The sequence below is a fragment of the Rothia sp. 11254D007BW genome (assembly GCF_053548195.1).
Map to the genome: position 1 here is coordinate 2,080,304 of NZ_JBPWPK010000001.1, position 25,380 is coordinate 2,105,683.

Below are 25,380 nucleotides of genomic sequence, written 5' to 3' on the forward strand. Positions count from 1 at the left end.
ACCCTGACATGTATACGTAACGAGAGAGCACCATGAACGAGCCGCAATTTACACCTACCCTGCCCCCGCTCGACCTGGATGGCCTGGGCAAGCAGACTATAGATCTGCCCGAGGTCAGCTGGAAGCGGGTCTCGCCCAAGTACGTTCGGGTTAAGCTCATTACCTCTTTGATCTGGTCTCTTATTCTGTTGGGGCTGGCGTCCTTGCCGCTTATCATGACGCTTGTGGTGGAGAGCTGGAACTGGGCCCCTTGGGCCTACTGGGGTCTGTTCGGTCTGGTGCTTATCTGGCGCGTGTGGGCTCTGGTGCTGGTTAAGCGCCGGGTGCAGGCAATCGGCTACAGCGAACGCACTGACCACCTGCTCAAGCGTTCTGGTCTGCTCTTCCGCTCGGTCACCGCCGTGCCTTACGGCCGTATCCAGTACGTCGATGTTTCCTCTGGCCCCCTTGAAAACGCGCTCTCCCTGGCCAGCGTTGAGGTAAAAACCGCAGCGAACAGCATCACCATTCCGGGCCTGGCCAAGAGCGATGCTGACCAACTGCGCGAGGTACTGACCGACCTGTCGGATGCAAAGATGGCGGGTCTCTAAATGAGCGAACAAGCACCTACCTCAGAGTCACCGGCGGTTTCCACCGATATCACCGCTCGCGAAGAAGCAGCCCTCACCTGGCGCCGAGCCCACCCGCTCTCACCCCTGGTACGGGCCTGGCTGATTATTGTCGTTTTTATCTACACCATCGCGAACAACCTGGTCGATGACCTCTTTACCGGGGAAGAACCCCTTGACCTGCGCGAGCTGGGCGAGGTCGGCCCGCCCGACACCGTCTTCCTCTCCTGGACGAGCATCTTCGGGGGCTTCTGGTTCCTGGGCGTGCTGGCCGTCTTCTTCCTCCTCTTGTTACTGCCCTTCCTCTCCACCTGGTTCTTTTACCGTTTTGCCGTCGATGACCGCAATGTCTACATCAAGAGCGGTATGCTCTTCAAAACTGAGCGCAAAGCCCGGCTGGATCGGGTGCAGTCCATCGACGTGAACCGCCCGTTCATGGCTCGCTTACTGGGCTTAGCTGAGCTTAAGTTTGATGTGGCTGACGGTGATTCCTCAGCCCTGCGCGTGCAGTTCCTCAAGTACTCCGAGGCCCGCTCCCTGCGTGAGCGGCTGCTGGCTCAGGTGCGCACCCTCAAGGAGGGGTCAGCAACCTCCCCGGCGGCGTCCGCCCCTGTTGAGCAGCCTGCCCACCGCGATATTGCAGACCGCCTGGGTGACCATCTCACCGAGAATTTTCTGGGGGTTAAGGACGCCGGCGAGCAGCTGATTGTCAAGGTACCGGTAGCGCGGTTATTAGGGTCCATGGTGCTGAGCCTGGGCTGGCTTGTGGGTCTTCTCTTCCTGCTGAGCCTGGGCGGCCTCATGCTCTGGGCAGAGATGTCCTTGGGCGCTATATTTGCCTCGAACGCGGCTGTTATCCTGGCTATCGTCTCGAGCACCTGGAAGCGCTTTAACACCGGTTTTAACTTTTCGCTCTCCACCAGCCCGGACGGGCTGAAAACCCGCTTTGGCTTTACCGATACCACCACCCAGACCCTACCTGAGGGGCGCGTCCAGCGTATTTCGGTGGAGCAGCCCCTGCTCTGGCGTATAACCGGCTGGTACCGGGTCAAGGTGACCCTGCTCGGTAAGGGCGAGGGACAGGGTGAGTTTGCCGGTGAGCTGCTCCCGGTGGGCACCCTTGATGACGTGATGCGGGTGCTACCCCTGGTACTCCCTGCCCAGCAGGACGGTGGCGTGTCACCTGACCAGCTCTTAGCTGGCCTGGCGGGAAGCGGCACAGATCAGGGCTTTACGGTGTCCCCGGCGTCTGCCCGCTGGTTTGACCCGTTCACCTACCGTCGCAACGGTTTTGCGGTGACCCCTCTGCTTCTCTTGGTCCGCTCGGGTCGCTGGGTGCGCCGTCTAACCTTTGTGCCGCACCGTAAGGTGCAGAGTTTTGAGCTGGCCCAGGGGCCCCTGCAGAAGAAAGCCGGGCTGGCCCACCTGTCCTTGCGGGTCGCCGGGGGAACCCTGTCCTCCTCCGTGCATAATGCGGACGCCGAGGTCGCCCGCGCCCTGACCGTCCGCCTGGCCCAGATGGGGGCTGCGCCTGAATCACCCTATTCTTTCTCTCTTCACCCTGAGACAAACTCTAGGGTAAAGAGAGAAGGAGTAGGGTCTTAGGGAGTGAGCAGCACGGTGCCCCGGTAAACTAAGCAGGCAGGACGCAGACAGAAAGGGCCCCATGCAGAGCACCAACCACCTTAAGCCCGCCCGCCTGGGTATCGGCGTGATTTCGGCAGGGAAGGTAGGGGCCGTACTTGGCGCAGCCCTCCGCGCCGCCGGGCACCTGATCACCGGCGTCCACGCTGTCTCAGAAGCTTCCCGTACCCGAGCCGAAGCCCTGCTCCCCGGCGTCCCGGTGTCCACCATCCCCGAGATCATTACCACCAGCGAAGTGGTGCTCCTGGCCGTACCCGACGACGCCCTGCCCGACCTGGTCAAAGGTATCGCCGAAACCGATGGCTGGCGGCCCGGGCAAATTCTCATCCACACCTCAGGACGCCACGGTGTGGGCGTCCTAGCCCCGGCTACCGCCCAGGGCGCCATCGGCCTAGCCATCCACCCGGCGATGACCTTCACCGGCCTCTCCCTCGACCTACCCCGCCTCGCCAACACCAGCTTCGGCGTCACCGGCCCAGCCCCCTTCACCCCCATCGCTCAGGCCCTGGTCGTTGAGATGGGGGGAGAGCCCGTCCTGATAGCCGAAGGCGACCGCCCCCTCTACCACGCTGCCCTTGCCCACGGCTCCAACCACCTGGTTACCATCATCGGCCAGGCCCTCCAAATCCTGGCCTCCATCGGCATCGAGAACCCGGCCCGCTACATCGAACCGCTGCTGAGAGCCTCCCTCGACAACGCCCTCGCCAACGGCGATAGCGCCCTCACCGGCCCCGTCGCCCGCGGAGACGCCCACACCGTAGCCGCCCACGCCCAAACCCTCGCCAGCTACGCACTCGAAGAAAACGCAGACGACATCAAGGCCGCCTACCTGGCCCTCGCCCGCGCCACCGCCGAACGCGCCCACAGCCGCGGAGCCCTCACCGATGAGAGCTACCATGCTGTGCTTCAAGCGCTCGCCGGGTAAACTGGGAGGGCGCAAAACACGAAAGGACCCCTCACCACCGTGACGAGTCAAGCCCCTATCGCACACACCATCACCGATCTTGGCAACGAAATGCTCCTGGCCCTCACCACCGCCAGTCGCCGCCGAGACACCGGTGAAACCCCCGCCGCAGAGAAGCCCCTCACCGTAGGCTATGTAGCCACCATGGGCGCCCTGCACGACGGGCACGCCACCCTGATTCGCCGTGCCCGCGAACAGAACGATGTTGTGGTGCTCTCTATCTTCGTGAACCCCCTCCAGTTCGGGCCCAACGAAGACTACGACCGCTACCCCCGCACTCTTGAAGCGGACGCCGCCCTGGCAACCCAAGCGGGCGTCGACGTCATCTTCGCCCCCACTGTTGAAGAAATGTACCCCGGTGGCGACCCCAAAATCACCGTTGTTTCAGGCAAGCTGGGCACCCTCTTTGAGGGCAAGACCCGCCCCGGCCACTTCGACGGCGTGCTCACCGTGGTCAATAAGTTCTTCAACATTCTGAAGCCCCTGGTAGGGGAGGGCACCCTTAACGCCTACTTCGGGCAGAAGGACGCCCAGCAGCTGGCCCTCATTCAGCGCATGGTTAAGGACTTCAACCACCAGGTGACCATCAAACCGGTGCCCGTGGTGCGCGCGGATGACGGGCTGGCCCTCTCATCACGCAACCAGTACCTGAGCGCTGAAGAACGCGAAGCAGCCCTGGTTCTGTCCCGAACCCTGGCCACCCTGCGCGAAAAGTACATCACCGGTAGCTTCACCGCTGAGGATATCGCCCAGGCCCGTGCCACCATCGACAGCACCGACGGCGTACGCCTGGACTACCTAGAAGTGGTCGATACCGACACATTCGAGGCCCCCCAGAATGAACAGGCACGTGTGCTAGCGCTCGTGGCAGCCTACGTTGGCTCCACCCGCCTCATCGATAACATGGAAATTAACTAAGACCTCTACACCCAACCTAAGAACAGGTACATCATTGACTGAACAGGGCAACACCCCCGCAGAAACCACCGGCTTCGACCACGGCGTCTCAGAGCAGATGCAGATCCGCCTCGAAAAGCGCGCCAAGCTGCTTGAATCCGGGCGCGAAGCCTACCCCGTGGGCGTCCCCGTCACCCACACCATCACCGAAATTCGCGAAAAGTACGACGGTACGCTCGAAGCTGACCAGACCACCGGTGACATCGTGGGTGTCGCCGGACGCGTGGTTTTCGTCCGCAACACCGGCAAGCTCTGCTTCGCCTCCCTCCAGCAGGGCAATGGCACCCGCATCCAGGCCATGATTTCCCTGGCCAGCGTAGGTGAAGAATCCCTGGCAGACTGGAAGGCCCTGGTTGATCTGGGCGACCACGTCTTCGTCAAGGGCGAGGTTATTTCTTCCCGCCGCGGCGAGCTCTCCATCATGGCCGAAGAATGGCAGATGGCATCCAAGGCCCTGCGCCCTATGCCCAACCTGCACTCTGACCTTAACGAAGAGACCCGCGTGCGCCAGCGCTACCTCGATTTGATGGTGCGCGATGAAGCCCGCGACCTGGTGATCAAGCGCGCCAAGATTACCCAGACCGTGCGTAACGTCCTGAATGACCACGGCTATATTGAGCTGGAAACCCCCATCCTGCAGCTCATTCACGGTGGTGCGGCAGCCCGCCCCTTCGAAACCCATCTGAACGCCTTTGACCAGCCCATGACCCTGCGCATCGCCACCGAGCTCTTCCTCAAGCGCGCCGAAGTGGGCGGCCTGGAACGCGTCTACGAAATCGGCCGTGTCTTCCGCAACGAGGGCGTAGACTCCACCCACAGCCCCGAATTCACCACCCTGGAATGCTACGAGGCCTACGCCGACCAGTTCGTCATGGCCAAGCGCATGCAGGAAATCATCATGGCCTGCGCCGACGCTGTGGGCGTACACCAGATCGAAACCGAAGCCGGTACCATCGACCTGACCGGCGAATGGAAGTGGCTGGGCGTCTACCCCGGCCTGTCCGAGGCCGTAGGCGTTGAGATTACCCCCGCCACCACCGCAGAAGAACTGCGCGCTATCGCCGAGAAGCACGAGGTCCCCGTTGACCCCAAGTGGGACGCCGAGAAGCTGGTTGTTGAACTCTTCGGTGAAATCGTTGAACCCACCCTCATCAACCCCACCTTCGTCTACGACTACCCGCCCTCAGCCCAGCCTCTGGCCCGCCAGCACCGCTCCGAGGCCAACCTCATCGAGGCCTGGGACCTCATCATCGGCGGTATGGAGCGAGGCACCGCCTTCTCCGAGCTCATTGACCCCGTGATTCAGCGTGAGCGCCTCACTGAGCAGTCCAAGCTGGCTGCCGGTGGTGATGACGAAGCCATGCAGCTCGACGACGACTTCCTGCGCGCCCTTGAATACGGTGCGCCCCCCATGGGCGGCCTGGGCCTGGGCATCGACCGCCTGATTATGCTCTTCACCGGCGTAGGTATCCGCGAGACCATTCTCTTCCCGCTGATGAAGCCCGAAGCCGAGTAAAGCGTCCTAACGCTCTTGTGCCCGCCTGGCAGCCTGCCAGGCGGGCTTTTGTTTGCCAGCCCCTCTACACCGCCGCCTAGGGTAGATTGGAGGGAGCATAAACCCGAGAAAGGTAGAGAAGAGATGGAATTCCTGATTGGCCTGGTTCCCTCCATAGGCGCGGGCCTGGTGCTTTATTTTATTTTGCGCTGGATGAATCGTGCTGACCGCACCGAGCGTGCTGCCCGCCGGGATATCGAAAAGGACGCCGAAGCCTGGTACCGCTCTGTAAAAAACGCGGACGGAACCCGGGACCCTTTTGGAACATCAGAAACTAAATAAAAGTCTTTTTGTTCTCTGAAGCGTGACTTTATTTCCTTTTTGAGAAAAGAATATGTACTATTTATTTTAGTCATCAAGGGTGACTAACTCGATTGCGTACCCCACAGAAAAGGGTAGAAGGCGGATTATCCTCTTATATGTCCTTCCCTGCCCAAAAACGCGGTTGGGTTCATATTCCCTAAACAGCCTCATCCAAGGAGAACATAATGGCTCAGAAGGTCAAGATTATTCTTGAAGACGATCTCGACGGCGGCCCCGCAGAAGAAACCGTACGTTTCGGTCTCGACGGCGGCCAGTTCGAAATCGATCTTTCTAGCGCTAATGCTGCCCGTCTGCGTGACGCCATCCGTCCTTTCGCTGCTAAGGCCCGCCGTGTTCAGGGTGCCCAGCGCACCCCCGGCCGCCCCGCAGGTTCACGCACCACCGCTAAGCGCAACCCCGAAATCGCTGAAATTCGTAAGTGGGCCCAGGAAAACGGCTACGAGGTTTCAAGCCGCGGTCGTATCCACCAGAACATTCAGGACGCCTACTACAAGGCTATGGGCAAAGAAAGCAAGTAAATAATCTTCTTCTTGTCTCTATGAGGCGGAACCCGCTCAGCGGGTTCCGCCTCAATTATTTATAAGCGGCCTATAAAGCATGCGTGTAGAAGAAAAATTGGGTGATTTTTCGGCAGGTCTTATCGAGTAAATGAAGCTTATTCAATAAGTGCGGGTGAAGCATGCTCACAGCGAAGCTGCTGGCTCGATGAAGTGAGCGAGTGCGAGCGCGCGAGCACACAAGAGCGAACGGAATCCGCCGTCAGGCGGGGCGTGAGGGTCAGGCTTACGCCTATTCCGCCCGCAGATTAATTTCCTCGCGCGCTCGGAATCTGCTGGGCTTCATCCAGCGTGAGCATGCGGAACCCCTGATAAATAAGCCCCATTCATTCCGTGGCGAACAGCGCCCCGCGGGGGTGAAAACGCGCGTAATCTTTTGGGTAATAGTAAGTTTCCAAGGAGTGTTCAATGTTTGAACGGTTTACCGACCGCGCCCGCCGCGTCATCGTGCTTGCCCAAGAAGAAGCACGCATGCTGAACCACAACTACATCGGTACCGAACACATTCTGCTCGGTCTGATTCACGAGGGTGAGGGTATTGCGGCTCGCGCTCTTGAGTCGCTCGGTATTAATCTCACTGCCGTGCGCGACCAGGTGCAGGACATCATCGGTTCTGGCCCCCAGGCGTCCAGCGGTCATATTCCCTTTACCCCGCGCGCTAAGAAGGTTCTTGAGCTGTCGATGCGCGAGGCTATCCAGCTGAACCACGGCTACATTGGTACCGAGCACATTCTGCTGGGTATGGTGCGCGCTAATGAGGGTGTGGGTAACCAGATTCTGACCAAGCTGGGTGCTGAGCCGGCTAAGGTTCGTCAGACCGTGATGGATCTGATTTCTGGCTACCCCGGTAATAACAACGGTGAGGGTGGTAAGGAGACCGCCGGTGTGGGTGCGGGTAACTCCCGCGAGGGTACCCCGGCTGGCTCTGCCATTCTTGACCAGTTCGGACGCAATCTCACGGCTGCGGCGCGCGAGGGCAAGCTTGACCCCGTGATTGGTCGCCATAAGGAGATGGAGCGCGTTATGCAGGTGCTCTCTCGCCGTACTAAGAACAACCCCGTGCTGATTGGTGAGCCCGGTGTGGGTAAGACCGCTGTTGCTGAGGGCCTGGCCCAGGCGATTGTGCACGGTGATGTGCCTGAAACTCTGAAGGACAAGCACCTTTACACCCTGGATTTGGGCTCTATGGTGGCGGGTTCCCGCTACCGCGGTGACTTCGAAGAGCGCATGAAGAAGGTGCTGAAGGAGATTCGCAATCGCGGTGACATCATCCTCTTCATCGACGAAATTCACACCCTGGTCGGTGCAGGTGCCGCCGAGGGTGCTATCGACGCTGCCTCAATTCTGAAGCCCATGCTGGCCCGCGGTGAGCTGCAGACTATCGGTGCAACCACCCTCGATGAGTACCGCAAGCACATTGAGAAGGACCCCGCCCTGGAACGCCGCTTCCAGCCCATCCAGGTCGATGAGCCCAGCCCCGAGCTGGCTGTTGAGATTCTTAAGGGTCTGCGCGATAAGTACGAAGCTCACCACCGCGTGACCATCTCAGATGAGGCTCTGGAGACCGCCGTTAACCTGGCTCACCGCTACATCTCTGACCGCTTCCTGCCCGATAAGGCCGTTGACCTGATTGACGAGGCCGGTGCCCGCCTGCGCATTAAGCGTATGACTGCCCCGCCGGAAATCAAGGTACTTGAAGAGCGCATCGCCAAGCTCAAGGGCGAGAAGGAAGAAGCCATCGCGGCTAACGAGTTCGAGAAAGCAGCTGACCTGCGCGACAAGGAGCAGAAGCTGGCTGCTGAGAAGGAAGAAGCCGAGCAACAGTGGCGCAATGCCGGCGATGCTTTCGGTGAGGTAACCCCCGAGGTTATCGCCGACGTCCTGGCCTTCTCCACCGGCGTTCCGGTCTACAAGATTACCGAGGAAGAATCCGGCCGTCTGCTCAAGATGGAAGAGGAGCTGCACAAGCGCGTCATCGGCCAGGAGAACGCCATCAAGGCTCTCTCCCGTTCAATTCGCCGTACCCGTGCTGGCCTCAAGGACCCCAAGCGCCCCGGCGGCTCCTTCATCTTCGCCGGCCCCACCGGTGTCGGTAAGACCGAGCTGGCTAAGGCCCTGGCTGAGTTCCTCTTTGGGGATGAGGACGCCCTCATCACCCTGGATATGTCGGAGTACCAGGAGAAGCACACCGTGTCCCGCCTCTTCGGTGCCCCTCCCGGCTACGTTGGCTACGAGGAGGGCGGCCAGCTGACCGAGAAGGTCCGCCGCAAGCCCTTCTCCGTTGTGCTCTTTGACGAGGTTGAAAAGGCTCACGCTGACCTGTTCAACTCCCTGCTGCAGATTCTGGAAGACGGCCGTCTGACCGACTCCCAGGGTCGCGTGGTGGACTTCAAGAACACCGTCATCATCATGACCACCAACCTGGGCTCCCGCGAAATGGCCCGCCGTGTACCCGTGGGCTTCCAGCAGGTCGGCGACGACCAGGGCTCCTACGAGCGCATGCAGGGCCGCGTGATGGAATCCCTCAAGGAGCACTTCCGCCCCGAGTTCCTCAACCGCGTGGACGACATCATCGTCTTCCCCCAGCTCTCCGAGTCTGAGATTCTGCAGATTGTTGACCTCTTCGTTGCCCGCCTGGCCAAGCGCCTGGCTGAGCAGGATATGTCAATCGAGCTGACCGATAAGGCTAAGGCTCTCATGGCAGCTAAGGGCTACGACCCCTCCATGGGTGCCCGCCCGCTGCGCCGCGAGATGCAGCGCAACCTGGAAGACCCGCTCTCTGAGAAGATCCTCTTCGGTGAGATCAAGTCCGGCGAGAAGATCACCGTGGACGTTGAGGGCGAGGGCGACCTGGCCAAGTTCACCTTCTCGTCAGCTCCCCTGGGTGAGCTGGACGCCGAGGCCTTCGACAAGGCCTTTGGCGAGGACGAGAAGGAACTCCCCGCAATCCCCGAAGCTGAGGTAGCTAACGAGACTGCCGAGCAGCGTTTCGAGGCTGAAGAGGCCCGCGAGGCCGACGAGCGCTAAGCCGCTTCTGCAAGCGCAAGCCGCCTGCGGCGTCCTGATGCCAAGGACGCCGCAGGCGGCTTTGTGCTGCACCGGGTAGTTTTGTGGTGCGCTGGCTGGTTCTGTGATGCTTTTGTGATGGGCAGTCAAAAATGTAACCAAAGCTTGACCAACCTTTCAGCTTGCGCCCAGCTCTTTAAGGCTTGCGCTCAAGGCTGGCTTGCCATACTTAAGTCATACGGTTCGACAGAGCCCCTGAAGCGATAAAGCCCCGGTGTGTGGGGCAACTTTAGGACAAGAAGACTCTTGTGTGTATGTGTGTGTAATGATGTAAATCAGCTCCCGCGCCGGTTGGCGGTCGGGGGCTGATTTATTGTTTAAGCGGCTTCGCGTCTCACGGGGCTTTGGCTCCCGGGTGGGCAGGGCAGTAGCCTTGAGGAATGACAGATGTGACCGTCCGCCCCGCCACCGTGCACGATGTACCCGCTATCCAAGCCCTGGTGCGCCCGCTGGCACTTGAGGGGATCCTGCTTGATAAAGAAGCTGTGGCCTACTATGAGGCTATCCAGGAGTTCCTTATTGTTGAGGACGCCGCCGGGCAGGTTCTTGGCTGCGGGGCCCTGCACGTGATGTGGCAGAATATCGCTGAAATTAGGACGCTGGCGGCAGCTCCTGCTGCGCGCGGTCGGGGAGTGGGGCACGCCCTGGTGGCCGCTCTGGTGGAGCGGGCTAGGCGGCTGGGTGTTGCCAGTGTTTTTTGCCTGACCTTTGAGGTAGATTTCTTCAAGCGCCAGGGGTTTAGGGTGATGGAGAATCAGGATCAGATTGACCCTGAGACTTTTATGGAGCTGCTGCGGTCGCACGATGAGGGTGTGGCTGAGTTTCTTGACCTTGCCCGGGTGAAGCCCAATACTCTGGGAAATACCCGGATGATTCTGGAAATTTAGGGGGAGGAGCTGGAGGTTTTCCTTCTACAGGTCTAGAATATGCCCGGCTTTTAAGGTAATCTAGTTCACAACTTCTGAAAGGTGTGAACCATGAGTCGTCAGGATTTACAGGGAACATACCGTCAGAAAAAGCGACCCGGCATCGTTGCCGGCGCCGCACTCGGCTTGAGCCTCTTGCTCGCCGTTGCTGCCTCGTTTTTCCTGGCGGGAACTTCAACTTTAGGGCGCTCACCGAGCAGTGAGCCTATTGAACACATTACGGTGACCCGTAAGGCAGCAGTACCCGGCTATTCAGACGCCCAGTGCTGGCAGGCTTTCACCCGCGTGGCCGAAACAAATATTCTGGGCAAGGAGCTTCTGGCCCATAAATTCTCCGTTATCTGGTGTGCGAAGGACGGCGGCATCGTCTACCAGCAGGACGCCACCACGGTTGACTACGAGGGCCCTAACATGCGCTCAGACCCGCCTGCTAACCCCGATTATTCACTGGCCTATGAGCTGGATTCCCTCGAGTCATACCGCACGGTTATTAGCCGCATGGTGAATAACAGTAGCGGCCTGCCGAGCTACGGTTTCGAACGGTGCGTGGCCTTTACCCTCGATGCTGAGGGTACAGCGGAAGGAGAGCTCTCATGCGTCCCCAACTAGACCTAGAGCAGGTACCAGGTACGGTTCTGGCTGAGAACGGTCGCCCGGTCTTTGTGCAGACAGTACCCGGCCTCTTTGCGACCTGGGTTTATCCTCTGACCCTGCTCCTGCTTTTGCTCGTAAATCAGCCCCTAGCCCTGTGGCTGGTGCTAGCCGCTGGCGTTTATACCCACGGGGTGCGCTACCCCAGGGTCTATGAGGTCTTTTACCCGGTCTACTTCTATCTTTCAGTGGTGCTTGTGGCCCTCCTGCCCGTGGTGCACCTGGTGCTTACCTTGGCGACCGGGGTGAGCGTGACGGACGCGCGCCCCTAGCCCCAGTGAGAAAGCGAGGAGAATCATGAAAACGAGGCATCACACCATCTTGCTAGGGCGGGTATGTACCGCCATGTTGATTATTCTGCCCCTCTTACTGGGCTGGCTTGTCTCTAGCCAGCAAATGAAGAACTGGGACCACATGCAGAATAATGACGGTGCGCTACTTGTATCGGTGAGCCTCTGGAGCGTCAGTAATCTGGTGACGGGATCAACCCGCGATAAGATTACCGAAAAAGAAGCCGCTCTCTATGCAGGCCATCAGTGCTGGCAGGCGAGTACCCCGGTGACAGAAGAAAACCTGCTGGGTTCTGACCTGACCACCACGGTTTTCTCCTTGGGATGGTGTACCGACGGCTCTGCCATCACCTATCTGAGCAACCTCACCTACACCTCATCTAGCTTTTCCCTGCTTGGCGATAACTCGGTCTACGATAGGGAGCCTGAGATATGGGAAGAAAAGGGTTCGACAGCCCGGGTATCGGTGGTGCGGGAGTTCAACCGCACCAGCCTCAACAGCTATGGCTACACCCGTTGCGTGAACTTTTCCATTGACAGCGAGGGCACCGCAGAAGCGAGACTGACATGCTAAAGAGAACAGACACCCACTACGACACCACCGGCCGTCAGGTCTACCTCAACTACCGGCCGGGCTTCTTCGCCCAGCCCTGGTACCCGGTACTGGTCTTTGTGCTCCTTATTCCCTCCGCTCAACTCTTGTCTCTTATTCTGCTCATCGCAGGCACATACGCAAACGGGGTGCGCTACCCCCGCCAGCACGGGGTCTTCAAGCGAGGCTACTTCCTCTTCTCCTTCATCGCCGGAGTGGTTATCCCCTTCGCAGCGATTCTCTTGGGAAGTGCGGCGTAGTGAATTTAAGAACCAGCTAGAGGCTGACCCTGCCGCCCTCAACCTGCCGGGCGAGGCCGTCCGCCAGGAGCCCCGAGAAGCAGCGCTCAACCTGCTCCGGCGGGGGAGTGAGCGCCCGCAGCTTCGCAACAGCAGGAACAAGGCCCTCGGGAACAACCATATCTACCCGCCCCACACTGGTCAGCAGCTGGGCCGGCACCGGCTCCTGGGCGGCGCGCAGCACGCCCATCATGGCACCCCGCAACTGGCGGTCGGTACCGGCCCAGGCCTGGCCCTTAGGTACATAATCGGCCTCGGGGCGTCCTGCCGCAACCCAGGCACAGGAATCCACCACCGGGCAGCGCTCGCAGCTCGGGGATTTAGCGGTGCAGACGAGCGCTCCCAGCTCCATGACCGATACATTCCACAGGCAGGACGCCGCCAGATCGGCGGGCATGAGCTCGTCAGCTAAACGGGTTTCGGCTGCTGTGAGTGCCTTAGACGGCAGCGCCTTGCCCGAGATAAGGCGGGCATGGACCCGGCGAATATTAGTATCAATCACCGTGGCCCGCGCCCCAAAGGCAAACACAGATATAGCCGCAGCGGTATATGAACCTACACCGGGTAAAGCCAGCAGCTCCTCGTAGCTGCCGGGTACTTGGCCACCGTGCTTCTGAACGATAGCCTGGGCCGCAGCATGCAGCCGCAGGGCTCGGCGGGGGTAGCCCAGGCGTCCCCAGGCACGCACAGCCTCGCCCGAATCTTCAGCCGCCAAATCAGCCGGGGAGGGCCAGCGCTCTAACCAAGTTTCCCAGACCGGCAAGACCCGCTTAACCGGAGTCTGCTGCAGCATAAATTCGCTGACCATCACCTCCCAGGGAGTATTGCTCCCGGTGCGCCAGGGCAGGTCACGGCGGTTCTCTAAATACCACCCGTTAATCTCGGTGTGCAGGTTCTCAAGTTCCTGGGGAGTCAGCTGGCTCAGCGGCAAAGTAAAAGACACCCCAACACTCTAAAGCACCGGCCTTCACGCAAGCTAATACGGCGCAAAAGTTCCGCAGGCGGCATAGAAAAAGGTACTCTAGATGTATGTCTGAAAACGTTGATTCACAGGTGGAAGAGGTCTCACCCGAGGTCTACCGCCGCCGCCGCATTGTTGCCCTGCTTATTCTGGTCCTAGTTCTGCTCCTCATTATCGGCCTCATCAGCTGGTTAGCAGGTCGCGGTAACAGCTCCGACAACGCAACCGCCACAGCAAGTACCTCCACCAGCGCTGAAGCCTTCAGCGACTTTAGTCAGCGCGCTACCGAATCAGCGACCCCCTCAGAAAGCGCTGAGCCCAGCGACTCCGCAAGCGCCACCGAATCAGCGTCAGCCGACGCAAATGAATCAGCCACCGCCAGCGCAGAGGCTACCGAATCAGCCGAGCCCACCGCGTCCGCTGAGCCCAGCGAATCAGCTGAACCCACTGCGTCCGCCTCACCCACCGAGGTTGTTGCGGCCGCCTGCACCGCAGCCGACCTACAGGTAAGCCTAACCGCCGACCGCAACAGCTACGCAGCGGGCCAGAACCCTGCCCTGGCCGTTACCTACACCAACACCTCGGGTAACCCCTGCATCGTGACCGGCGGCGCCAACAACGTAGACGTTAACATCACCTCCGGCCCCGCCCAGGTCTACAACTACGCCCAGTGCTACGCCAACCCCGTAGAAGACGCCGAAGTTGCCGCAGGTGCCACCAACACCACCGCCCTGACCTGGAACCGCTCCCTCAACGTCCTGGGCTGCAACACCTCAGCAACCATCCAGCCCGGCTACTACTGGGCAACCGCAACCGTCAACGGCGTGACCTCACAGCCCGTCCGTATCATCGTCACCGGCTAAGAACCTTAGCCTCACAGACCGCTACCGTCCCGGCCCGCCCTGCGCGTGCCGGGGCGGTGCCGTTTCTAGCCCCTCTGTGCACTAAAATTGGTGGAGTGCTAACGGTTTATAGTGAATCTCTGCTGAAAACAATCGCCCAAATCGCCCCCGGTACCGAACTCCGCGAGGGCCTGGAACGAATCTTGCGCGGCCGCACCGGTGCGCTGATTGTGCTGGGCAGCGATAAGACCGTAGCGCAGATGTCATCGGGCGGGTTTGCTATCAACACCGAATTCTCTGCCACCCGCGTTCGGGAGCTCGCCAAGATGGACGGCGCGATTGTTTGCGACAAGGACGCTTCCACCCTGCTGGCGGCAGGAGTGCAGCTGCTACCCGACCCGTCCATCGATACCAATGAGTCGGGTACCCGCCACCGCACCGCAGAACGTGTGGCAAAACAAACCGGCTTCCCCGTCATCGCGGTGAGCGCGTCTATGTCCCTGATTTCGGTCTACACTGAGGGAATCCGTTACACGGTTGAAGATACCCAGTCGCTCATGAGCCGTGCCAACCAGGCGATTCGTACCCTTGATAGCTACACTGAACGCCTAGAACAGGTGCTCCATCAGCTCTCTTCCCTAGAAATCGAAGCCAACGTGACCCTGCGTGATGTAGCGAGCACCCTGCAGCGCATGGAGATGGTTCGTAGAATCACCGTTGAAGCGGGCCACTACGTGGTGGAGCTGGGCAACGTGGGTCGCCTGGTTGCCCTGCAACTGGAAGAACTGACGACCCATAACCTGCCCGCCACCTGGGTTGTACTGCGCGACTACCTCCCAGCAGATACAACCCCTGAGGAACTTCAGGCTGCTGTAGATGCCCTGATTCAGCTCGATGATAAGGAAATCATTGACCCCCTGACCATCGCCCGTACCGCGGGGCTGGGCGAAGAGCTGGATGCACCGCTACACCCCCACGGCCATCGCCTACTGGCCGGTATCAAGTCCATGCCCGGGGCGGTTGCTGACCGCCTGGTCGACCGCTTTGACGGCCTGCAGTCGCTCATGGCCGCCAGCCTCGATGACCTGCGGGCTGTTGAGGGCATCGGTGAACAGCGCGCCCGCGTGATTCGAGAATCCCTCTCCCGCATGGCCGAAAGCTCGCTCTTAGAGAGATTTATGTAGGCTTTGGCTACTGGCGGTAGCTAGCCGTGCTTAAAGTGTCAGCCACCGGCCTTATGCTGTTGATATGGCTACCCGTAAAACAACCCGCTCACGCTCCGCTAACGCCTACCGCTGCACCGAATGCGGCTGGACCACCGCTAAATGGGTGGGGCGTTGCGGCGAATGCCAGTCCTGGGGCACCGTAGAAGAAGCCGTCGGACCGGTCGCCGCGAAAACCACCGTGGCATCGAGTGTGCAGACGCCCGCCCAGCCCATTGGGCGGGTTGATTCCACCGTGGCTCACTACATGAGCACCTGCAACCCGGAGTTCGACCGTGTCTTAGGCGGCGGCCTGGTGCCCGGGGCAGTGATTCTCATGGCCGGTGAACCCGGCGTCGGTAAGTCCACCCTACTGCTCGATGTAGCCGCTACCTTTGCCCGCGGTGAGTCAACGGGAAAGCCCCACAACGTCCTGTATGTGACCGGCGAAGAGTCTGCGGCCCAGGTCAAGCTCCGCGCCGACCGCATTGGTGCCCTGGCCGATACCCTCTACCTGACCAGCGAAACCGATCTCGGCACCGCCCTGGCCCATATCGAACAGGTCAACCCTGACCTGCTAATTGTGGACTCGGTGCAGACCCTGGCCTCATCTGAGGTCGAGGGGAGCGCCGGTGGCGTCACCCAGGTGCGAGAGGTGGCCGCCTCGCTGATTGCCGCCGCTAAACGCCGCAACATGTGCACCCTGCTGGTGGGCCACGTGACGAAGGAGGGCACTATCGCTGGCCCCCGCCTGCTGGAGCACCTGGTCGATGTTGTCTGCCAGTTCGAGGGCGATAAGCACACCCCTATTCGTATGCTGCGGGCTATCAAGAACCGCTTTGGCCCCACTGACGAGGTGGGCTGTTTCGATATGCACGAGGACGGCATCGCCCCCGTCACCGACCCCTCGGGTCTCTTTGTCTCCCGCACCCCGCACCCGGTCTCGGGCACCTGCGTTACCGTCACCATGGAGGGCCGCCGCCCCCTGCTCGCCGAGGTTCAGGCCCTGCTCGACACCAGCGCCACCCCGCAGCCCCGAAGAACCACCAGCGGTCTCGACAGCTCCCGCATCTCTATGCTGCTGGCTGTGCTCCAGAAGCGGGCCGGGTTCAACGTGGGCAAGCTAGACTGCTATATCTCAACGGTGGGCGGGGCTAAGATTTCTGAGCCGTCCGCCGACCTGGCCTGCGTCATCGCCCTGGCCTCCGCCGCCCAAGACAAGCCTCTGCCCCGCAAGCTGGCGGTCTTTGGCGAGGTCGGTCTAGCGGGTGAGGTACGAGCTGTTCCCGGCATCCGCCAGCGGATTGCCGAGGTCGGCCGCCTGGGCTTCACCCACGTGATTGTGCCCGCATCACCTGCCGGTGTGGGTGACGTGCCCGCCGGAGTATCGGTGCGCGAGGTCGCCTCGCTGGGGGAGGCCCTGGCTCTGCTCTTCCCCGGTCAGGGCTAGTTGCCCTTCTCCTTCTTGAGGTTCTGTTCGATCACGGTCAGCTGGGCCGTGTTCAGAGCCTGCTGCTTCTCGACTCTAGCGGCGCTCTCACGTAGCCCGGCGGACGCGTCCGCCCCGTTTCCTGCCGGCGGTACGGCTGGCATACTGCGGGGGTCCCTCACCGAGGCCTCCCGAATCTCCCGAATCGGAGCCCGGTCTTTGGCTCGCAGCACCGTGGTGAGCTGACGGGTGTCGTCTCGATGCTTCTGCTCCACCCGCTGCTGGTGAGAGCCCTGCTGACCACCGGCGTCCGCACCTGCCTGCACCGGCAGAATGGTCGTGGCGGGGGCGTGCTCCGTCATGGAATCCCCCAGGGGTACCAGCATATCCACTGCCTGCTGGTGGGTCAGCCCCGAAGCCTCCAAAAGATCAACCACCAGGGGGCGAAGCATCAGCACCAGGGCTTCGGCCTCCATCGTGCGCACACCCATCAGGTGCGGCTCTAGCTGCCCAGCCAGCTGCGATAGGTCCTGGCGGGCCTTGACCTTGCGCTCATTACGGACGCTCGCATCAGGGGCAGACATACCCTCACCCAGCACCTCCACCGCACCACCAATGCTCTTGAGGGCCTCAGCGATAGAAGTGATAGCCTCCTGCGAAATCTGCACGTTATTGATGGTTGAAGCGAGTCGGCGGTTGAGCACCCGGGTGTTGCGGATAGCGTAGTCAATCTTGCTCAGGGCCTGGGAATAGCGGTCGAGCTCCTTCATATGAGACCGGCCCGTCCAGGCCAGCTGGGCCATGCCCTTTGAGGTAATAATGTCTTTCTCACAGGTGTTATAGAGAGGCTGTAGACGACGGGCAGACGCCAGGGCATGCCAGGCCTCCTTGCCGTCGTAGTGCTCCATGGCCTCACCTGCATCGCGGAAGACCGCAGCAAAAGAACCCATCATGGTTTTAGCGTTCTCACGCGGGGTGCGACGCGGGTCTTTCGGGAAGAGGAACATGAGCAAAAAAGCGCACAGGCCACCGACAATACCGTCTAGGCTTCGGGCAAAAGGCCCGTCAATATTCGGCGGGAGCAAGACCACCAGGCAGGACTGCAGACCCATCTGAATCGTGAAAATAATACCGTTATCCAAAAAACGGGCCAGCATAACAGACAGGAACATCACAAGCCCTGCCTGCCAGATGCCCCGACCCAGGGCGAGCATCATCATATCACCCATCAAGATGCCCAGGGTCACACCAAACGACACCTCTAGGATGCGGCGGGCATGGGTAGCGCCGGTGATATAACCCAGAGAAACAATGGCAGCGGTTGCCGCAAAAATTGGTTCGGTATGCCCCAGCACCTTCTCCGCAAAAAGATAGGCCCCGATACCCGAGACCACAATCTGAAGAGACTGGAAAAAGCCGTCCTTCATACGCTGCCAGCCCAGGCGACTATGATTCCGAGCTCGCTTCTTTAAACTTTCAACCTGCTGACCAAAACCCATACCCACCATTCTAAACCTGCGGCCTCAACCCGACCGCCAGCGTCCTTAACCCTAACTGTGCGCCCCCTGTTCACCCACCGTTCACCCACTGCTAGCCCACCTGCTACCTAACGCTCCTAAAGTCAGATGCGTTAGACACCGTTCCCTTCCTACTCACCGTCTCACACAGTTCTCACACGAGACAGGGTAGGGCACACAAACTCAAAGGAAATCACCTGTGAAGGCTAAGTCACTTGCTCGTTGGGGCTCACTTGCAGCTGTAGGCGCACTCGCATTCACCGCTTGCGGTTCAGACAATGCAACCGGCACCGCCACCTCCTCAGACGCAGGCTCCAGCGCAGCTTCCCTGCCCTCCACCCCCCTGACCGGCGTCGGCGCCTCATCCCAGCAGGCAGCAATCACCGCTTGGGAAACCGGTTTCGCTAACCTGGGCGGCACCGTACAGTACTCACCGGACGGCTCCGGTGCAGGCCGCGAGGCCCTGCTCGCTGGTGGCGCTAAGTTCGCCGGCTCAGACCGCGCTCTCAAGGCCACCGAATGGGAAGAATCAAAGGCAGTCTGCGGTGACGGCGGCGCCATCAACATCCCCGTCTACATCTCCCCCGTAGCCGTAGCCTTCAACCTGCCGGGCGTCTCATCCCTGAACCTGGACGGCGAAACCATCGCCAAGATCTTCAAGGGCGAAATCACCACCTGGAACGATGCAGCTATCGCCTCACAGAACGAAGGCGTTACCCTGCCCGACACTAAGATTACCGTTGTCCACCGCTCGGATGACTCCGGCACCACCCAGAACTTCACCGAGTACCTGGCTGCCGCCTCTAACGGCGCCTGGGACGTAGAGGCAGACGGCAACTGGCCCTCCCAGTACGCCGGTGAATCCAACAAGGGTACCTCCGGTGTTGTCTCCACCACCTCATCCACCGAGGGTGCTATCACTTACGCGGACGCCTCAGCCATCGGCGACCTGGGCAAGGTCAACGTCAAGGTCGGTGACTCCTACGTTGAACTCTCAGCAGATGCCGCTGCCAAGACCGTTGAACTCTCAGAGCGCGTCGGCGGCATGAACGAGAACGACATGGCGATCAACATCAACCGCACCCCCAATGACTCCACCGCCTACCCCGTTGTTCTGGTCTCCTACCACATCGTCTGCTCCGGCTACTCCTCAGAAGACGACGTCACCCTGGTCAAAGCCTACGAGAACTACGTAGTCTCCGAGCAGGGTCAGCAGGACGCCGCCGATGCAGCCCAGTCAGCCCCCCTGACCAGCGCCCTCATCGCTGATGCTCAGAAGGCTATCGAATCCATCACCGTTACCCAGTAACACCGCGTTCATCAAGGTGCGGCCAGGTTTCCCACCCGGTCGCACCTTGACCCGCGTCAAAACGACAAAGGTTTCACATTCCCATGTCAACCACAGCAGCACCGCAGTCGGGCACCAGCAGCGCCCGCGCGAAAACCAAGGACCTTCCCGATGTAGGAAACCCGGCGGCAGATAAAATCTTCTCGGGTATCTCCCTCGGCGCCGGCGTCCTTATTCTTATCGTCCTGGCAGCTGTCGCTATCTTCCTGGTCGCCCAGGCCCTGCCGGTTTTCACCGCAGACCCAGCAGACCTCACCAGCGGCAGCTTTATTCAGTACATCATCCCGCTGACTATCGGCACCCTCATCGCCTCGACTATCGCCCTGCTCCTGGCAACCCCCATCGGCATCGGCGTGGCTCTGTTCATCTCCCACTACGCCCCCCGCAAGCTGGCTAAGGGTATCGGCTACGTCATCGACCTGCTGGCCGCCATCCCCTCCGTTATCTTCGGTGCCTGGGGCGCTTCGGTACTGGCCCCCAAGATCGTGCCCTTCTACGACTGGCTCGCCGCCTACCTGGGCTTCATCCCTATCTTCGAAGGCCCCGCCTCACAGACCGGTAAGACTATTCTGACCGCGGGCATCGTCCTGGGCATCATGATCTTGCCGATCATCACCTCCATGTGCCGCGAAATCTTCATCCAGACCCCCACTCTGCAGGAAGAAGCAGCCCTGGGTCTGGGTGCCACTCGCTGGGAGATGATTCGCATGACCGTCTTCCCCTTCGCCCGCACCGGCATCATTTCCTCCGTTATGCTGGCCCTGGGTCGTGCTCTCGGTGAAACCATGGCAGTGACCCTGGTGCTAGCGTCCGGCCCGCTGACCGCCTCCATCATCAAATCCGGCAACCAGACCTTCGCCTCAGAGATCGCCCTCAACTTCCCCGAGGCCTACGGTCTGCGCATGTCAGAGCTTATTGCCGCAGGTCTGGTGCTCTTCGTCATCACCCTCATCGTCAACATCCTGGCCCGCATGATCGTGGCCCGCTACAAGGACTTCTCAGGAGCTAACTAATGTCTGTAGCTACCACCTCATCCCGCTTCGCCAGCCGCCAGGCCCCCAAGTGGCTGCCTCTGGCCGTCGGCGCAGGCTCCCTGATTCTGGGCGCCGCCGCCAGTGCCCTCACCGGCTTCTCCATCGCAACCTTCGCCCTCTTTGCAGGCATCATCTTCGTGATTGCCGGCCCCCTGGCCGTCACCTCCTTCGAGGGCAAGCGCAAGGGCCAGGACGCCTTCGCCCGCTACCTGGTCTACGGCACCTTCCTGGTAGCCCTCATCCCCCTGGTCTCGGTGCTCTACACCGTACTCGCCAAGGGTATTCCTGGCCTTTCAGGCAGCTTTCTGAGCACCTCCATGAAGGGCGTCACCGGCGTCCACGACAACGCCGCAGCCGCCGGTGAAGGTCCCGTATTCGGCGGTATCTACCACGCCATCATTGGTACCCTGGAAATCACCCTGCTGGCCACCGTCATCTCGGTCCCCATCGGCCTGCTCACCGCTATCTACCTGGTGGAATACGGCCAGGGCAAGTGGCTCTCCAAAGCCATCACTTTCTTCGTGGACGTCATGACCGGCATCCCCTCCATCGTGGCGGGCCTCTTCGCAGCCTCCTTCTTCGCCCTGGTATCAGGTAACCCCATGAACCGTATGGGCCTGGTGGCTGCGGTCGCCCTGTCCGTCCTCATGATTCCCACCGTGGTGCGTAACGCCGAAGAAATGCTGCGAATCGTGCCCAACGAACTGCGCGAGGCGTCCTACGCCCTGGGCGTCCGTAAGTGGCGCACCATCATGAAGGTCGTTATCCCCACCGCTATCTCGGGCATCGCATCGGGCGTGACCCTGGCTATCGCCCGCGTCATCGGCGAAACCGCCCCCATCTTGGTGACCGCAGGCTTCGTCACCTCCATCAACTGGAGCGCCTTCAGCGGCTGGATGGCAACCCTGCCCACCTACATCTACTACCAGATCATGACGCCCACCAGCCCCACCGCCGCCTCGGTCTCAGAGACCCGCGCCTGGGCTGCCGCACTGATCCTGATCATCATCGTGATGGTACTCAACCTCATCGCCCGAGCCATCGCCAAGATCTTCGCCCCCAAGACCGGCCGATAAACCCAGCAGCGCACCAGCCTAGCGTGCCCACCGGCCCCCACAAGACTTTTAGAAAAAGGAAAAACTCCATGTCAAAGCGCATCGACGTTGAAAACCTGAACGTGTACTACGGCGACTTCCTCGCGGTAGAAGACATCTCCATGGAAATCGAACCCCGCACCGTCACCGCCTTCATCGGCCCCTCAGGCTGCGGCAAGTCCACCTTCCTGCGCACCCTCAACCGCATGCACGAGGTTATCCCCGGTGCCCGCGTTGAAGGTAAGGTACTGCTCGACGGCGAAAACCTCTACGGCAAGGGCGTTGACCCCGTGGTCGTCCGCTCCCAGATCGGTATGGTTTTCCAGCGCCCCAACCCTTTCCCCACCATGTCCATTCGTGAGAACGTGCTGGCGGGCGTCAAGCTCAACAACCGCAAGATCTCCAAAACCGATGCAGACGAGCTGGTCGAGTCATCCCTGCGCGGCGCCAACCTCTGGAACGAGGTCAAGGACCGCCTCGATAAGCCCGGCTCCGGCCTCTCCGGCGGCCAGCAGCAGCGCCTGTGCATCGCCCGCTCTATCGCGGTCAAGCCCGATGTGATCCTCATGGACGAGCCCTGCTCCGCCCTCGACCCCATCTCAACCCTGGCCGTTGAAGACCTCATCAACGAGCTCAAGGAAAACTTCACCGTCGTCATCGTGACCCACAATATGCAGCAGGCAGCCCGCGTCTCAGACAAGACCGCCTTCTTCAACATTGCGGGCACCGGTAAGCCCGGCAAGCTCATCGAGTACGCCCCCACCCAGGAAATCTTCAACAACCCCAGCCAGAAGGCCACCGAAGACTACGTCTCAGGCCGCTTCGGCTAAGCCTAGCGCCCCGCTAGCCGCCCGCTATAAGCGGGCATACAAAACTTCCCTCACCCCGTAGCTGTGCGGGGGAGGGAACACCATGGGAATGTGTGTACCGCCCGGCCCCGTAACTCCTTTCGCTGCTGGAAAGGACGGGGTCGGGCGGCTTTTAGTGTGGCACCCCGGCTTATACCGGGGTGCTGCGTATCTGCCGGTGCTTGGCTACTCGCCGCGCATCTTGCGGCGCATCCAGCCGCGCAGGGTGGCGTTTTCTTCGGCCTCAATGAGGGAGTCAGCCAGCTCGGCGTTACGACGCTCTAGCTCGTCGGCACGAGCCTGAGCTCGGTCGCGCTGGAGTAGACGCTGGTAGTCCCAGGAGAGGGCCCGGTCGGTTTCGGCGCTGGCACGGGCAGCAGCCAGTGAAATGTCTGCGATATCGTCGCGCACCAGCAGGTTGGTTATGTTCCACTCGCCGGTAAAGATGGTGGGGGTGTTGCCTAGCTCGCGGACGGCCGGGGCAGCCTGCCCTGCCCCGTGCAGGAGGACGTGGGAGGCGGCGTCCCACCAGCTGGCGGAGAAACCGCGCAGCTGCTCGGCTCGCGCCAGCAGGGTTTCAGAGAGTTCATTGCGGAGCTGAATGACTTCGTGCAGGGCTTCAGCCGGAGCATCAGAATTGAGCAGAGCCAGGGGAATAGCGTAGTTTTCAGCCCCGTACTGCTCCATCATGCCGCGTACCCGCATGTCGGTGAAGGCATCGGGCAGTAGCGCCACGAAGGGAACACCTGCTGAGAGGGAGAAGACACCGGGGTGGTAGCGGGTAGAGACCGCGATGAAGGCACCGCGGTGAACCTGTACGGCGTCGTCCGTGTGCACCATGGGTAGCTGCACGGGATCGGAGAACATGTGTGAAGCGATTTCGGCGTGCACTGCCACATCGCCCTGGTCGGTCAGGGGCTCGCCCATGTGGGGCAGGAAGACGGTGCGCAGGCCGTATTCGCGGTGCATATCGTCAAGCAACTGCCCGATAACCCGGGCCTGCCCCGGGTTAAGGCCCGAGAAAGTGGCGCAAATATAGTGTTCGGGTAGGTCTACGACCGGACGGCCCGGTAGGGAGCGCTTCTGATGCTGATAGAAGGTGGCATCGTCCACAATCAGGTGGGCTTGAACGCCCTGCTGGGTAGCCCAGGTGTAGGAGGATTTTTCCCGCATACCCACAAGCTGGGCAGAAGAAAGCATGTCGCGCAGGGTATCGGAATCGGCCTCTGTAAGTACCGGCCCCACCGACTGACCAGAGATCACCAGGGGAATCTCATGCTGACGGGCGATGAGTGCATAGGCCGCCCGCTCGTACAGGAGCCAACCGTAGGTTGAGTTCATATTACCGCCACCGGCGATCACGATGCCGTCCATATCGGCAACCTGGCGCACAAAATCAGCTATTTCAGGGCGGGCACTGTCACCGGCGAGGTAGGCCTTGAGGTCGCCCAAAAAAATTTCGCGCTCTGCAGGCGGCCAGGGGAATTCGAGGGTTTTAATGTAGCCAGTAGCGGAACCAATGTAGGCCTGGGAGTGCTCAACAGAGCGGGTAGCGATGTAGACTTCGTAGCCGCGGCGGGTGAGCTCAGCGGCGGTTGCGATGCCCATAGCTTCGTCGCCAACGTGGTACACAGACTGCCCTAGGTCTGCGAGCACAAGAATGCGAGGCATGATTAGCGGTTTCCTTTCACAAAGCGTGTGAGGCGAGACTTGAGAGACAACGCCCGCTCGATGCGTTCGAGCCGCTCTGAGGTGGTGCGAGTGGTTTCTTCTATACGGTCTAGTTTGACACTAATCGTCCTCAGCTCGTCAAGAACACGGTGGGTGAGGTCGATGTTATGCCCCACGCTGCCATCAACCTGGTTTGCGAGATGAGCCTGATAGAGGTAGGAACCGAGGTGGCCGTTGTTTGCTAAATCATCACGAATAGCCTGCGCCCGCACACGCCCGTCGTAGATTCCGTGCAGAACTTTGCCCGCATGAACGCTATTAGCGAGTGCGCCCTCTGTCTGGTCAGGGCGTTGCGACCAGTGAGCAAGTAGCTCGTCGATAAACAGAATGGGGTATCGGGCCGCGACGCGTAGATTGAATTCCCAGTCGCCTACCACGGGTAGGTTCTCATTATAGAAACCAAGTTCATCGTGGAGGGACCGGCGGTGCAGGATTGAGATAGGAACTGCGCGGTTGATACGGGTCAAATCTTGAACTGTGATGTCCTTAAGAATTGCCCAGAAAGGGCGTGAGTCGATGAACTCGAATGTTCCGTTGTCGGTAATGCGTTCAAAGTATTCGTCAGTGCGTACCGTTACCATGTTTTCCCCGGTTTCTTCGAGGCGGTGAACGGTTGTTTCGAGGAAAGTGGGTTCCCATAGGTCATCGTCATCATGGATGGCGATGTAAGTGGACTGTGTAGCTTGAATGCCTTGGTTTGAGGCGGCCTCCATGCCTCGTGACTCTTCATTGTGAATAGTCAGCAGCTCTTTGATACGGGGTTCTTGGGCTATGACGCGCTCTACGGCTTGTTGGTTGCCACCGTCATTCACTACCGCAACAACATAATCGGTAAATGTTTGTTCCGCGATGTTAGCTAGGGCTCGCTGGAGGAAGATGGGGCGGTCTTTTGTGCGAACAATGATTGAAACTGTAGGCATGCTGCTCTTTCACGTGGACGG

24 protein-coding genes are annotated in these 25,380 nt (G+C 60.4%); 20 read left to right on the forward strand and 4 right to left on the reverse strand.

The window, feature by feature from the left end:
- The first annotated feature begins 32 nt into the window (after positions 1-32).
- The 13 genes from ACEE43_RS09345 to ACEE43_RS09405 all read left to right on the forward strand — a co-directional run bounded on the left by ACEE43_RS09345 (position 33) and on the right by ACEE43_RS09405 (position 12,394).
- Positions 33-590: a PH domain-containing protein gene (locus ACEE43_RS09345; protein ID WP_237210233.1), complete on the forward strand. Its 558-nt coding sequence runs from the start codon at positions 33-35 to the stop codon at positions 588-590.
- Positions 591-2,213, forward strand: a complete 1,623-nt coding sequence (locus tag ACEE43_RS09350; protein ID WP_449107924.1) for a PH domain-containing protein — start codon at positions 591-593, stop codon at positions 2,211-2,213.
- A gap of 61 nt (positions 2,214-2,274) precedes the next feature.
- Entirely contained in the window at positions 2,275-3,177 is a 903-nt protein-coding gene (locus ACEE43_RS09355) for a Rossmann-like and DUF2520 domain-containing protein (RefSeq protein WP_449107925.1), read from the forward strand.
- Positions 3,178-3,267: 90 nt separating this feature from the next.
- On the forward strand, positions 3,268-4,134 hold the full coding sequence (gene panC / locus ACEE43_RS09360; RefSeq protein WP_449107946.1) for a pantoate--beta-alanine ligase: 867 nt from the start codon (positions 3,268-3,270) through the stop codon (positions 4,132-4,134).
- 97 nt (positions 4,135-4,231) lie between these two features.
- Positions 4,232-5,689 carry a lysine--tRNA ligase gene (gene lysS / locus ACEE43_RS09365; RefSeq protein WP_237211919.1) on the forward strand — a complete coding sequence of 486 codons (1,458 nt, stop codon included), beginning with the start codon at positions 4,232-4,234 and terminating at the stop codon, positions 5,687-5,689.
- Between the two features lie 123 nt (positions 5,690-5,812).
- Positions 5,813-6,010: a hypothetical protein gene (locus ACEE43_RS09370; RefSeq protein ID WP_326504093.1), complete on the forward strand. Its 198-nt coding sequence runs from the start codon at positions 5,813-5,815 to the stop codon at positions 6,008-6,010.
- Positions 6,011-6,216: 206 nt separating this feature from the next.
- Positions 6,217-6,570: a histone-like nucleoid-structuring protein Lsr2 gene (locus tag ACEE43_RS09375; protein WP_185174003.1), complete on the forward strand. Its 354-nt coding sequence runs from the start codon at positions 6,217-6,219 to the stop codon at positions 6,568-6,570.
- Between the two features lie 447 nt (positions 6,571-7,017).
- A complete protein-coding gene (locus tag ACEE43_RS09380; RefSeq protein WP_237185229.1) occupies positions 7,018-9,636 on the forward strand; it encodes an ATP-dependent Clp protease ATP-binding subunit in 2,619 nt (872 codons plus the stop codon).
- 419 nt (positions 9,637-10,055) lie between these two features.
- Positions 10,056-10,562 (forward strand): amino-acid N-acetyltransferase, encoded by a 507-nt coding sequence (locus ACEE43_RS09385; RefSeq protein WP_377126950.1) that lies wholly within the window; start codon positions 10,056-10,058, stop codon positions 10,560-10,562.
- A 90-nt stretch (positions 10,563-10,652) separates the two neighbouring features.
- Positions 10,653-11,210: a hypothetical protein gene (locus ACEE43_RS09390; RefSeq protein WP_449107926.1), complete on the forward strand. Its 558-nt coding sequence runs from the start codon at positions 10,653-10,655 to the stop codon at positions 11,208-11,210.
- Positions 11,195-11,524 carry a hypothetical protein gene (locus tag ACEE43_RS09395; protein ID WP_449107927.1) on the forward strand — a complete coding sequence of 110 codons (330 nt, stop codon included), beginning with the start codon at positions 11,195-11,197 and terminating at the stop codon, positions 11,522-11,524. The genes ACEE43_RS09390 and ACEE43_RS09395 overlap by 16 nt, the downstream gene beginning before the upstream one ends.
- Positions 11,525-11,549: 25 nt before the next feature.
- On the forward strand, positions 11,550-12,116 hold the full coding sequence (locus ACEE43_RS09400; RefSeq protein WP_449107928.1) for a hypothetical protein: 567 nt from the start codon (positions 11,550-11,552) through the stop codon (positions 12,114-12,116).
- Positions 12,110-12,394 (forward strand): hypothetical protein, encoded by a 285-nt coding sequence (locus ACEE43_RS09405; protein ID WP_449107929.1) that lies wholly within the window; start codon positions 12,110-12,112, stop codon positions 12,392-12,394. Before ACEE43_RS09400 ends, ACEE43_RS09405 begins: the two co-directional genes overlap by 7 nt.
- A 16-nt stretch (positions 12,395-12,410) precedes the next feature.
- On the opposite strand, the gene ACEE43_RS09410 is transcribed toward ACEE43_RS09405, so the two are convergent.
- Positions 12,411-13,376, reverse strand: a complete 966-nt coding sequence (locus tag ACEE43_RS09410) for an A/G-specific adenine glycosylase (protein WP_449107930.1) — start codon at positions 13,374-13,376, stop codon at positions 12,411-12,413.
- Positions 13,377-13,462: 86 nt separating this feature from the next.
- On the opposite strand from ACEE43_RS09410, the gene ACEE43_RS09415 reads away from it, so the two are divergent.
- The 3 genes from ACEE43_RS09415 to radA all read left to right on the forward strand — a co-directional run bounded on the left by ACEE43_RS09415 (position 13,463) and on the right by radA (position 16,888).
- Positions 13,463-14,257 carry a hypothetical protein gene (locus ACEE43_RS09415; protein WP_449107931.1) on the forward strand — a complete coding sequence of 265 codons (795 nt, stop codon included), beginning with the start codon at positions 13,463-13,465 and terminating at the stop codon, positions 14,255-14,257.
- Between the two features lie 95 nt (positions 14,258-14,352).
- Positions 14,353-15,420 (forward strand): DNA integrity scanning diadenylate cyclase DisA, encoded by a 1,068-nt coding sequence (gene disA / locus ACEE43_RS09420; RefSeq protein ID WP_449107932.1) that lies wholly within the window; start codon positions 14,353-14,355, stop codon positions 15,418-15,420.
- A gap of 64 nt (positions 15,421-15,484) precedes the next feature.
- Positions 15,485-16,888, forward strand: coding sequence for a DNA repair protein RadA (gene radA / locus ACEE43_RS09425; protein ID WP_449107933.1), 1,404 nt, complete (start codon positions 15,485-15,487; stop codon positions 16,886-16,888).
- Here radA and ACEE43_RS09430 read toward each other — a convergent pair.
- On the reverse strand, positions 16,885-18,294 hold the full coding sequence (locus ACEE43_RS09430) for an FUSC family protein (protein WP_449109329.1): 1,410 nt from the start codon (positions 18,292-18,294) through the stop codon (positions 16,885-16,887). The two genes, radA and ACEE43_RS09430, sit on opposite strands and share 4 nt — an antisense overlap.
- 289 nt (positions 18,295-18,583) lie before the next feature.
- Here ACEE43_RS09430 and ACEE43_RS09435 point away from each other — a divergent pair, with 289 nt between their 5' ends.
- The 4 genes from ACEE43_RS09435 (at position 18,584) to pstB (ending at position 22,690) form a co-directional block, all read left to right on the forward strand.
- A complete protein-coding gene (locus tag ACEE43_RS09435) occupies positions 18,584-19,693 on the forward strand; it encodes a phosphate ABC transporter substrate-binding protein PstS (RefSeq protein WP_449107935.1) in 1,110 nt (369 codons plus the stop codon).
- Positions 19,694-19,776: 83 nt separating this feature from the next.
- Positions 19,777-20,745 (forward strand): phosphate ABC transporter permease subunit PstC, encoded by a 969-nt coding sequence (pstC, locus tag ACEE43_RS09440; protein ID WP_449107936.1) that lies wholly within the window; start codon positions 19,777-19,779, stop codon positions 20,743-20,745.
- Complete coding sequence (pstA, locus tag ACEE43_RS09445; RefSeq protein WP_449107937.1) at positions 20,745-21,842, forward strand: phosphate ABC transporter permease PstA; 1,098 nt, start codon at positions 20,745-20,747, stop codon at positions 21,840-21,842. Before pstC ends, pstA begins: the two co-directional genes overlap by 1 nt.
- A 68-nt stretch (positions 21,843-21,910) precedes the next feature.
- Positions 21,911-22,690 carry a phosphate ABC transporter ATP-binding protein PstB gene (pstB, locus tag ACEE43_RS09450; RefSeq protein ID WP_135011575.1) on the forward strand — a complete coding sequence of 260 codons (780 nt, stop codon included), beginning with the start codon at positions 21,911-21,913 and terminating at the stop codon, positions 22,688-22,690.
- A gap of 204 nt (positions 22,691-22,894) precedes the next feature.
- Here the strand turns inward: pstB and ACEE43_RS09455 are convergent, their stop codons facing one another.
- Entirely contained in the window at positions 22,895-24,379 is a 1,485-nt protein-coding gene (locus ACEE43_RS09455) for a polysaccharide pyruvyl transferase family protein (RefSeq protein WP_449107938.1), read from the reverse strand.
- A 2-nt stretch (positions 24,380-24,381) separates the two neighbouring features.
- Positions 24,382-25,359 carry a glycosyltransferase family 2 protein gene (locus ACEE43_RS09460; RefSeq protein ID WP_237207300.1) on the reverse strand — a complete coding sequence of 326 codons (978 nt, stop codon included), beginning with the start codon at positions 25,357-25,359 and terminating at the stop codon, positions 24,382-24,384.
- Between the last annotated feature and the right edge of the window lie 21 nt (positions 25,360-25,380).

What these genes read in the sequence shown, in the direction of transcription:
- pstB (WP_135011575.1), top strand. Translation starts at nt 21,911, where the DNA reads ATGTCAAAGCGCATCGACGTTGAAAACCTGAACGTGTACTACGGCGAC.
- radA (WP_449107933.1), top strand. Translation starts at nt 15,485, where the DNA reads ATGGCTACCCGTAAAACAACCCGCTCACGCTCCGCTAACGCCTACCGC.
- ACEE43_RS09390 (WP_449107926.1), top strand. Translation starts at nt 10,653, where the DNA reads ATGAGTCGTCAGGATTTACAGGGAACATACCGTCAGAAAAAGCGACCC.
- ACEE43_RS09460 (WP_237207300.1), bottom strand. Translation starts at nt 25,359, where the DNA reads ATGCCTACAGTTTCAATCATTGTTCGCACAAAAGACCGCCCCATCTTC.
- ACEE43_RS09350 (WP_449107924.1), top strand. Translation starts at nt 591, where the DNA reads ATGAGCGAACAAGCACCTACCTCAGAGTCACCGGCGGTTTCCACCGAT.
- pstC (WP_449107936.1), top strand. Translation starts at nt 19,777, where the DNA reads ATGTCAACCACAGCAGCACCGCAGTCGGGCACCAGCAGCGCCCGCGCG.
- ACEE43_RS09430 (WP_449109329.1), bottom strand. Translation starts at nt 18,294, where the DNA reads ATGAAGGACGGCTTTTTCCAGTCTCTTCAGATTGTGGTCTCGGGTATC.
- ACEE43_RS09395 (WP_449107927.1), top strand. Translation starts at nt 11,195, where the DNA reads ATGCGTCCCCAACTAGACCTAGAGCAGGTACCAGGTACGGTTCTGGCT.
- ACEE43_RS09375 (WP_185174003.1), top strand. Translation starts at nt 6,217, where the DNA reads ATGGCTCAGAAGGTCAAGATTATTCTTGAAGACGATCTCGACGGCGGC.
- ACEE43_RS09400 (WP_449107928.1), top strand. Translation starts at nt 11,550, where the DNA reads ATGAAAACGAGGCATCACACCATCTTGCTAGGGCGGGTATGTACCGCC.
- ACEE43_RS09355 (WP_449107925.1), top strand. Translation starts at nt 2,275, where the DNA reads ATGCAGAGCACCAACCACCTTAAGCCCGCCCGCCTGGGTATCGGCGTG.
- ACEE43_RS09455 (WP_449107938.1), bottom strand. Translation starts at nt 24,379, where the DNA reads ATGCCTCGCATTCTTGTGCTCGCAGACCTAGGGCAGTCTGTGTACCAC.
- ACEE43_RS09385 (WP_377126950.1), top strand. Translation starts at nt 10,056, where the DNA reads ATGACAGATGTGACCGTCCGCCCCGCCACCGTGCACGATGTACCCGCT.
- panC (WP_449107946.1), top strand. Translation starts at nt 3,268, where the DNA reads ATGCTCCTGGCCCTCACCACCGCCAGTCGCCGCCGAGACACCGGTGAA.
- ACEE43_RS09345 (WP_237210233.1), top strand. Translation starts at nt 33, where the DNA reads ATGAACGAGCCGCAATTTACACCTACCCTGCCCCCGCTCGACCTGGAT.
- ACEE43_RS09380 (WP_237185229.1), top strand. Translation starts at nt 7,018, where the DNA reads ATGTTTGAACGGTTTACCGACCGCGCCCGCCGCGTCATCGTGCTTGCC.
- pstA (WP_449107937.1), top strand. Translation starts at nt 20,745, where the DNA reads ATGTCTGTAGCTACCACCTCATCCCGCTTCGCCAGCCGCCAGGCCCCC.
- ACEE43_RS09405 (WP_449107929.1), top strand. Translation starts at nt 12,110, where the DNA reads ATGCTAAAGAGAACAGACACCCACTACGACACCACCGGCCGTCAGGTC.
- ACEE43_RS09370 (WP_326504093.1), top strand. Translation starts at nt 5,813, where the DNA reads ATGGAATTCCTGATTGGCCTGGTTCCCTCCATAGGCGCGGGCCTGGTG.
- lysS (WP_237211919.1), top strand. Translation starts at nt 4,232, where the DNA reads ATGCAGATCCGCCTCGAAAAGCGCGCCAAGCTGCTTGAATCCGGGCGC.
- ACEE43_RS09415 (WP_449107931.1), top strand. Translation starts at nt 13,463, where the DNA reads ATGTCTGAAAACGTTGATTCACAGGTGGAAGAGGTCTCACCCGAGGTC.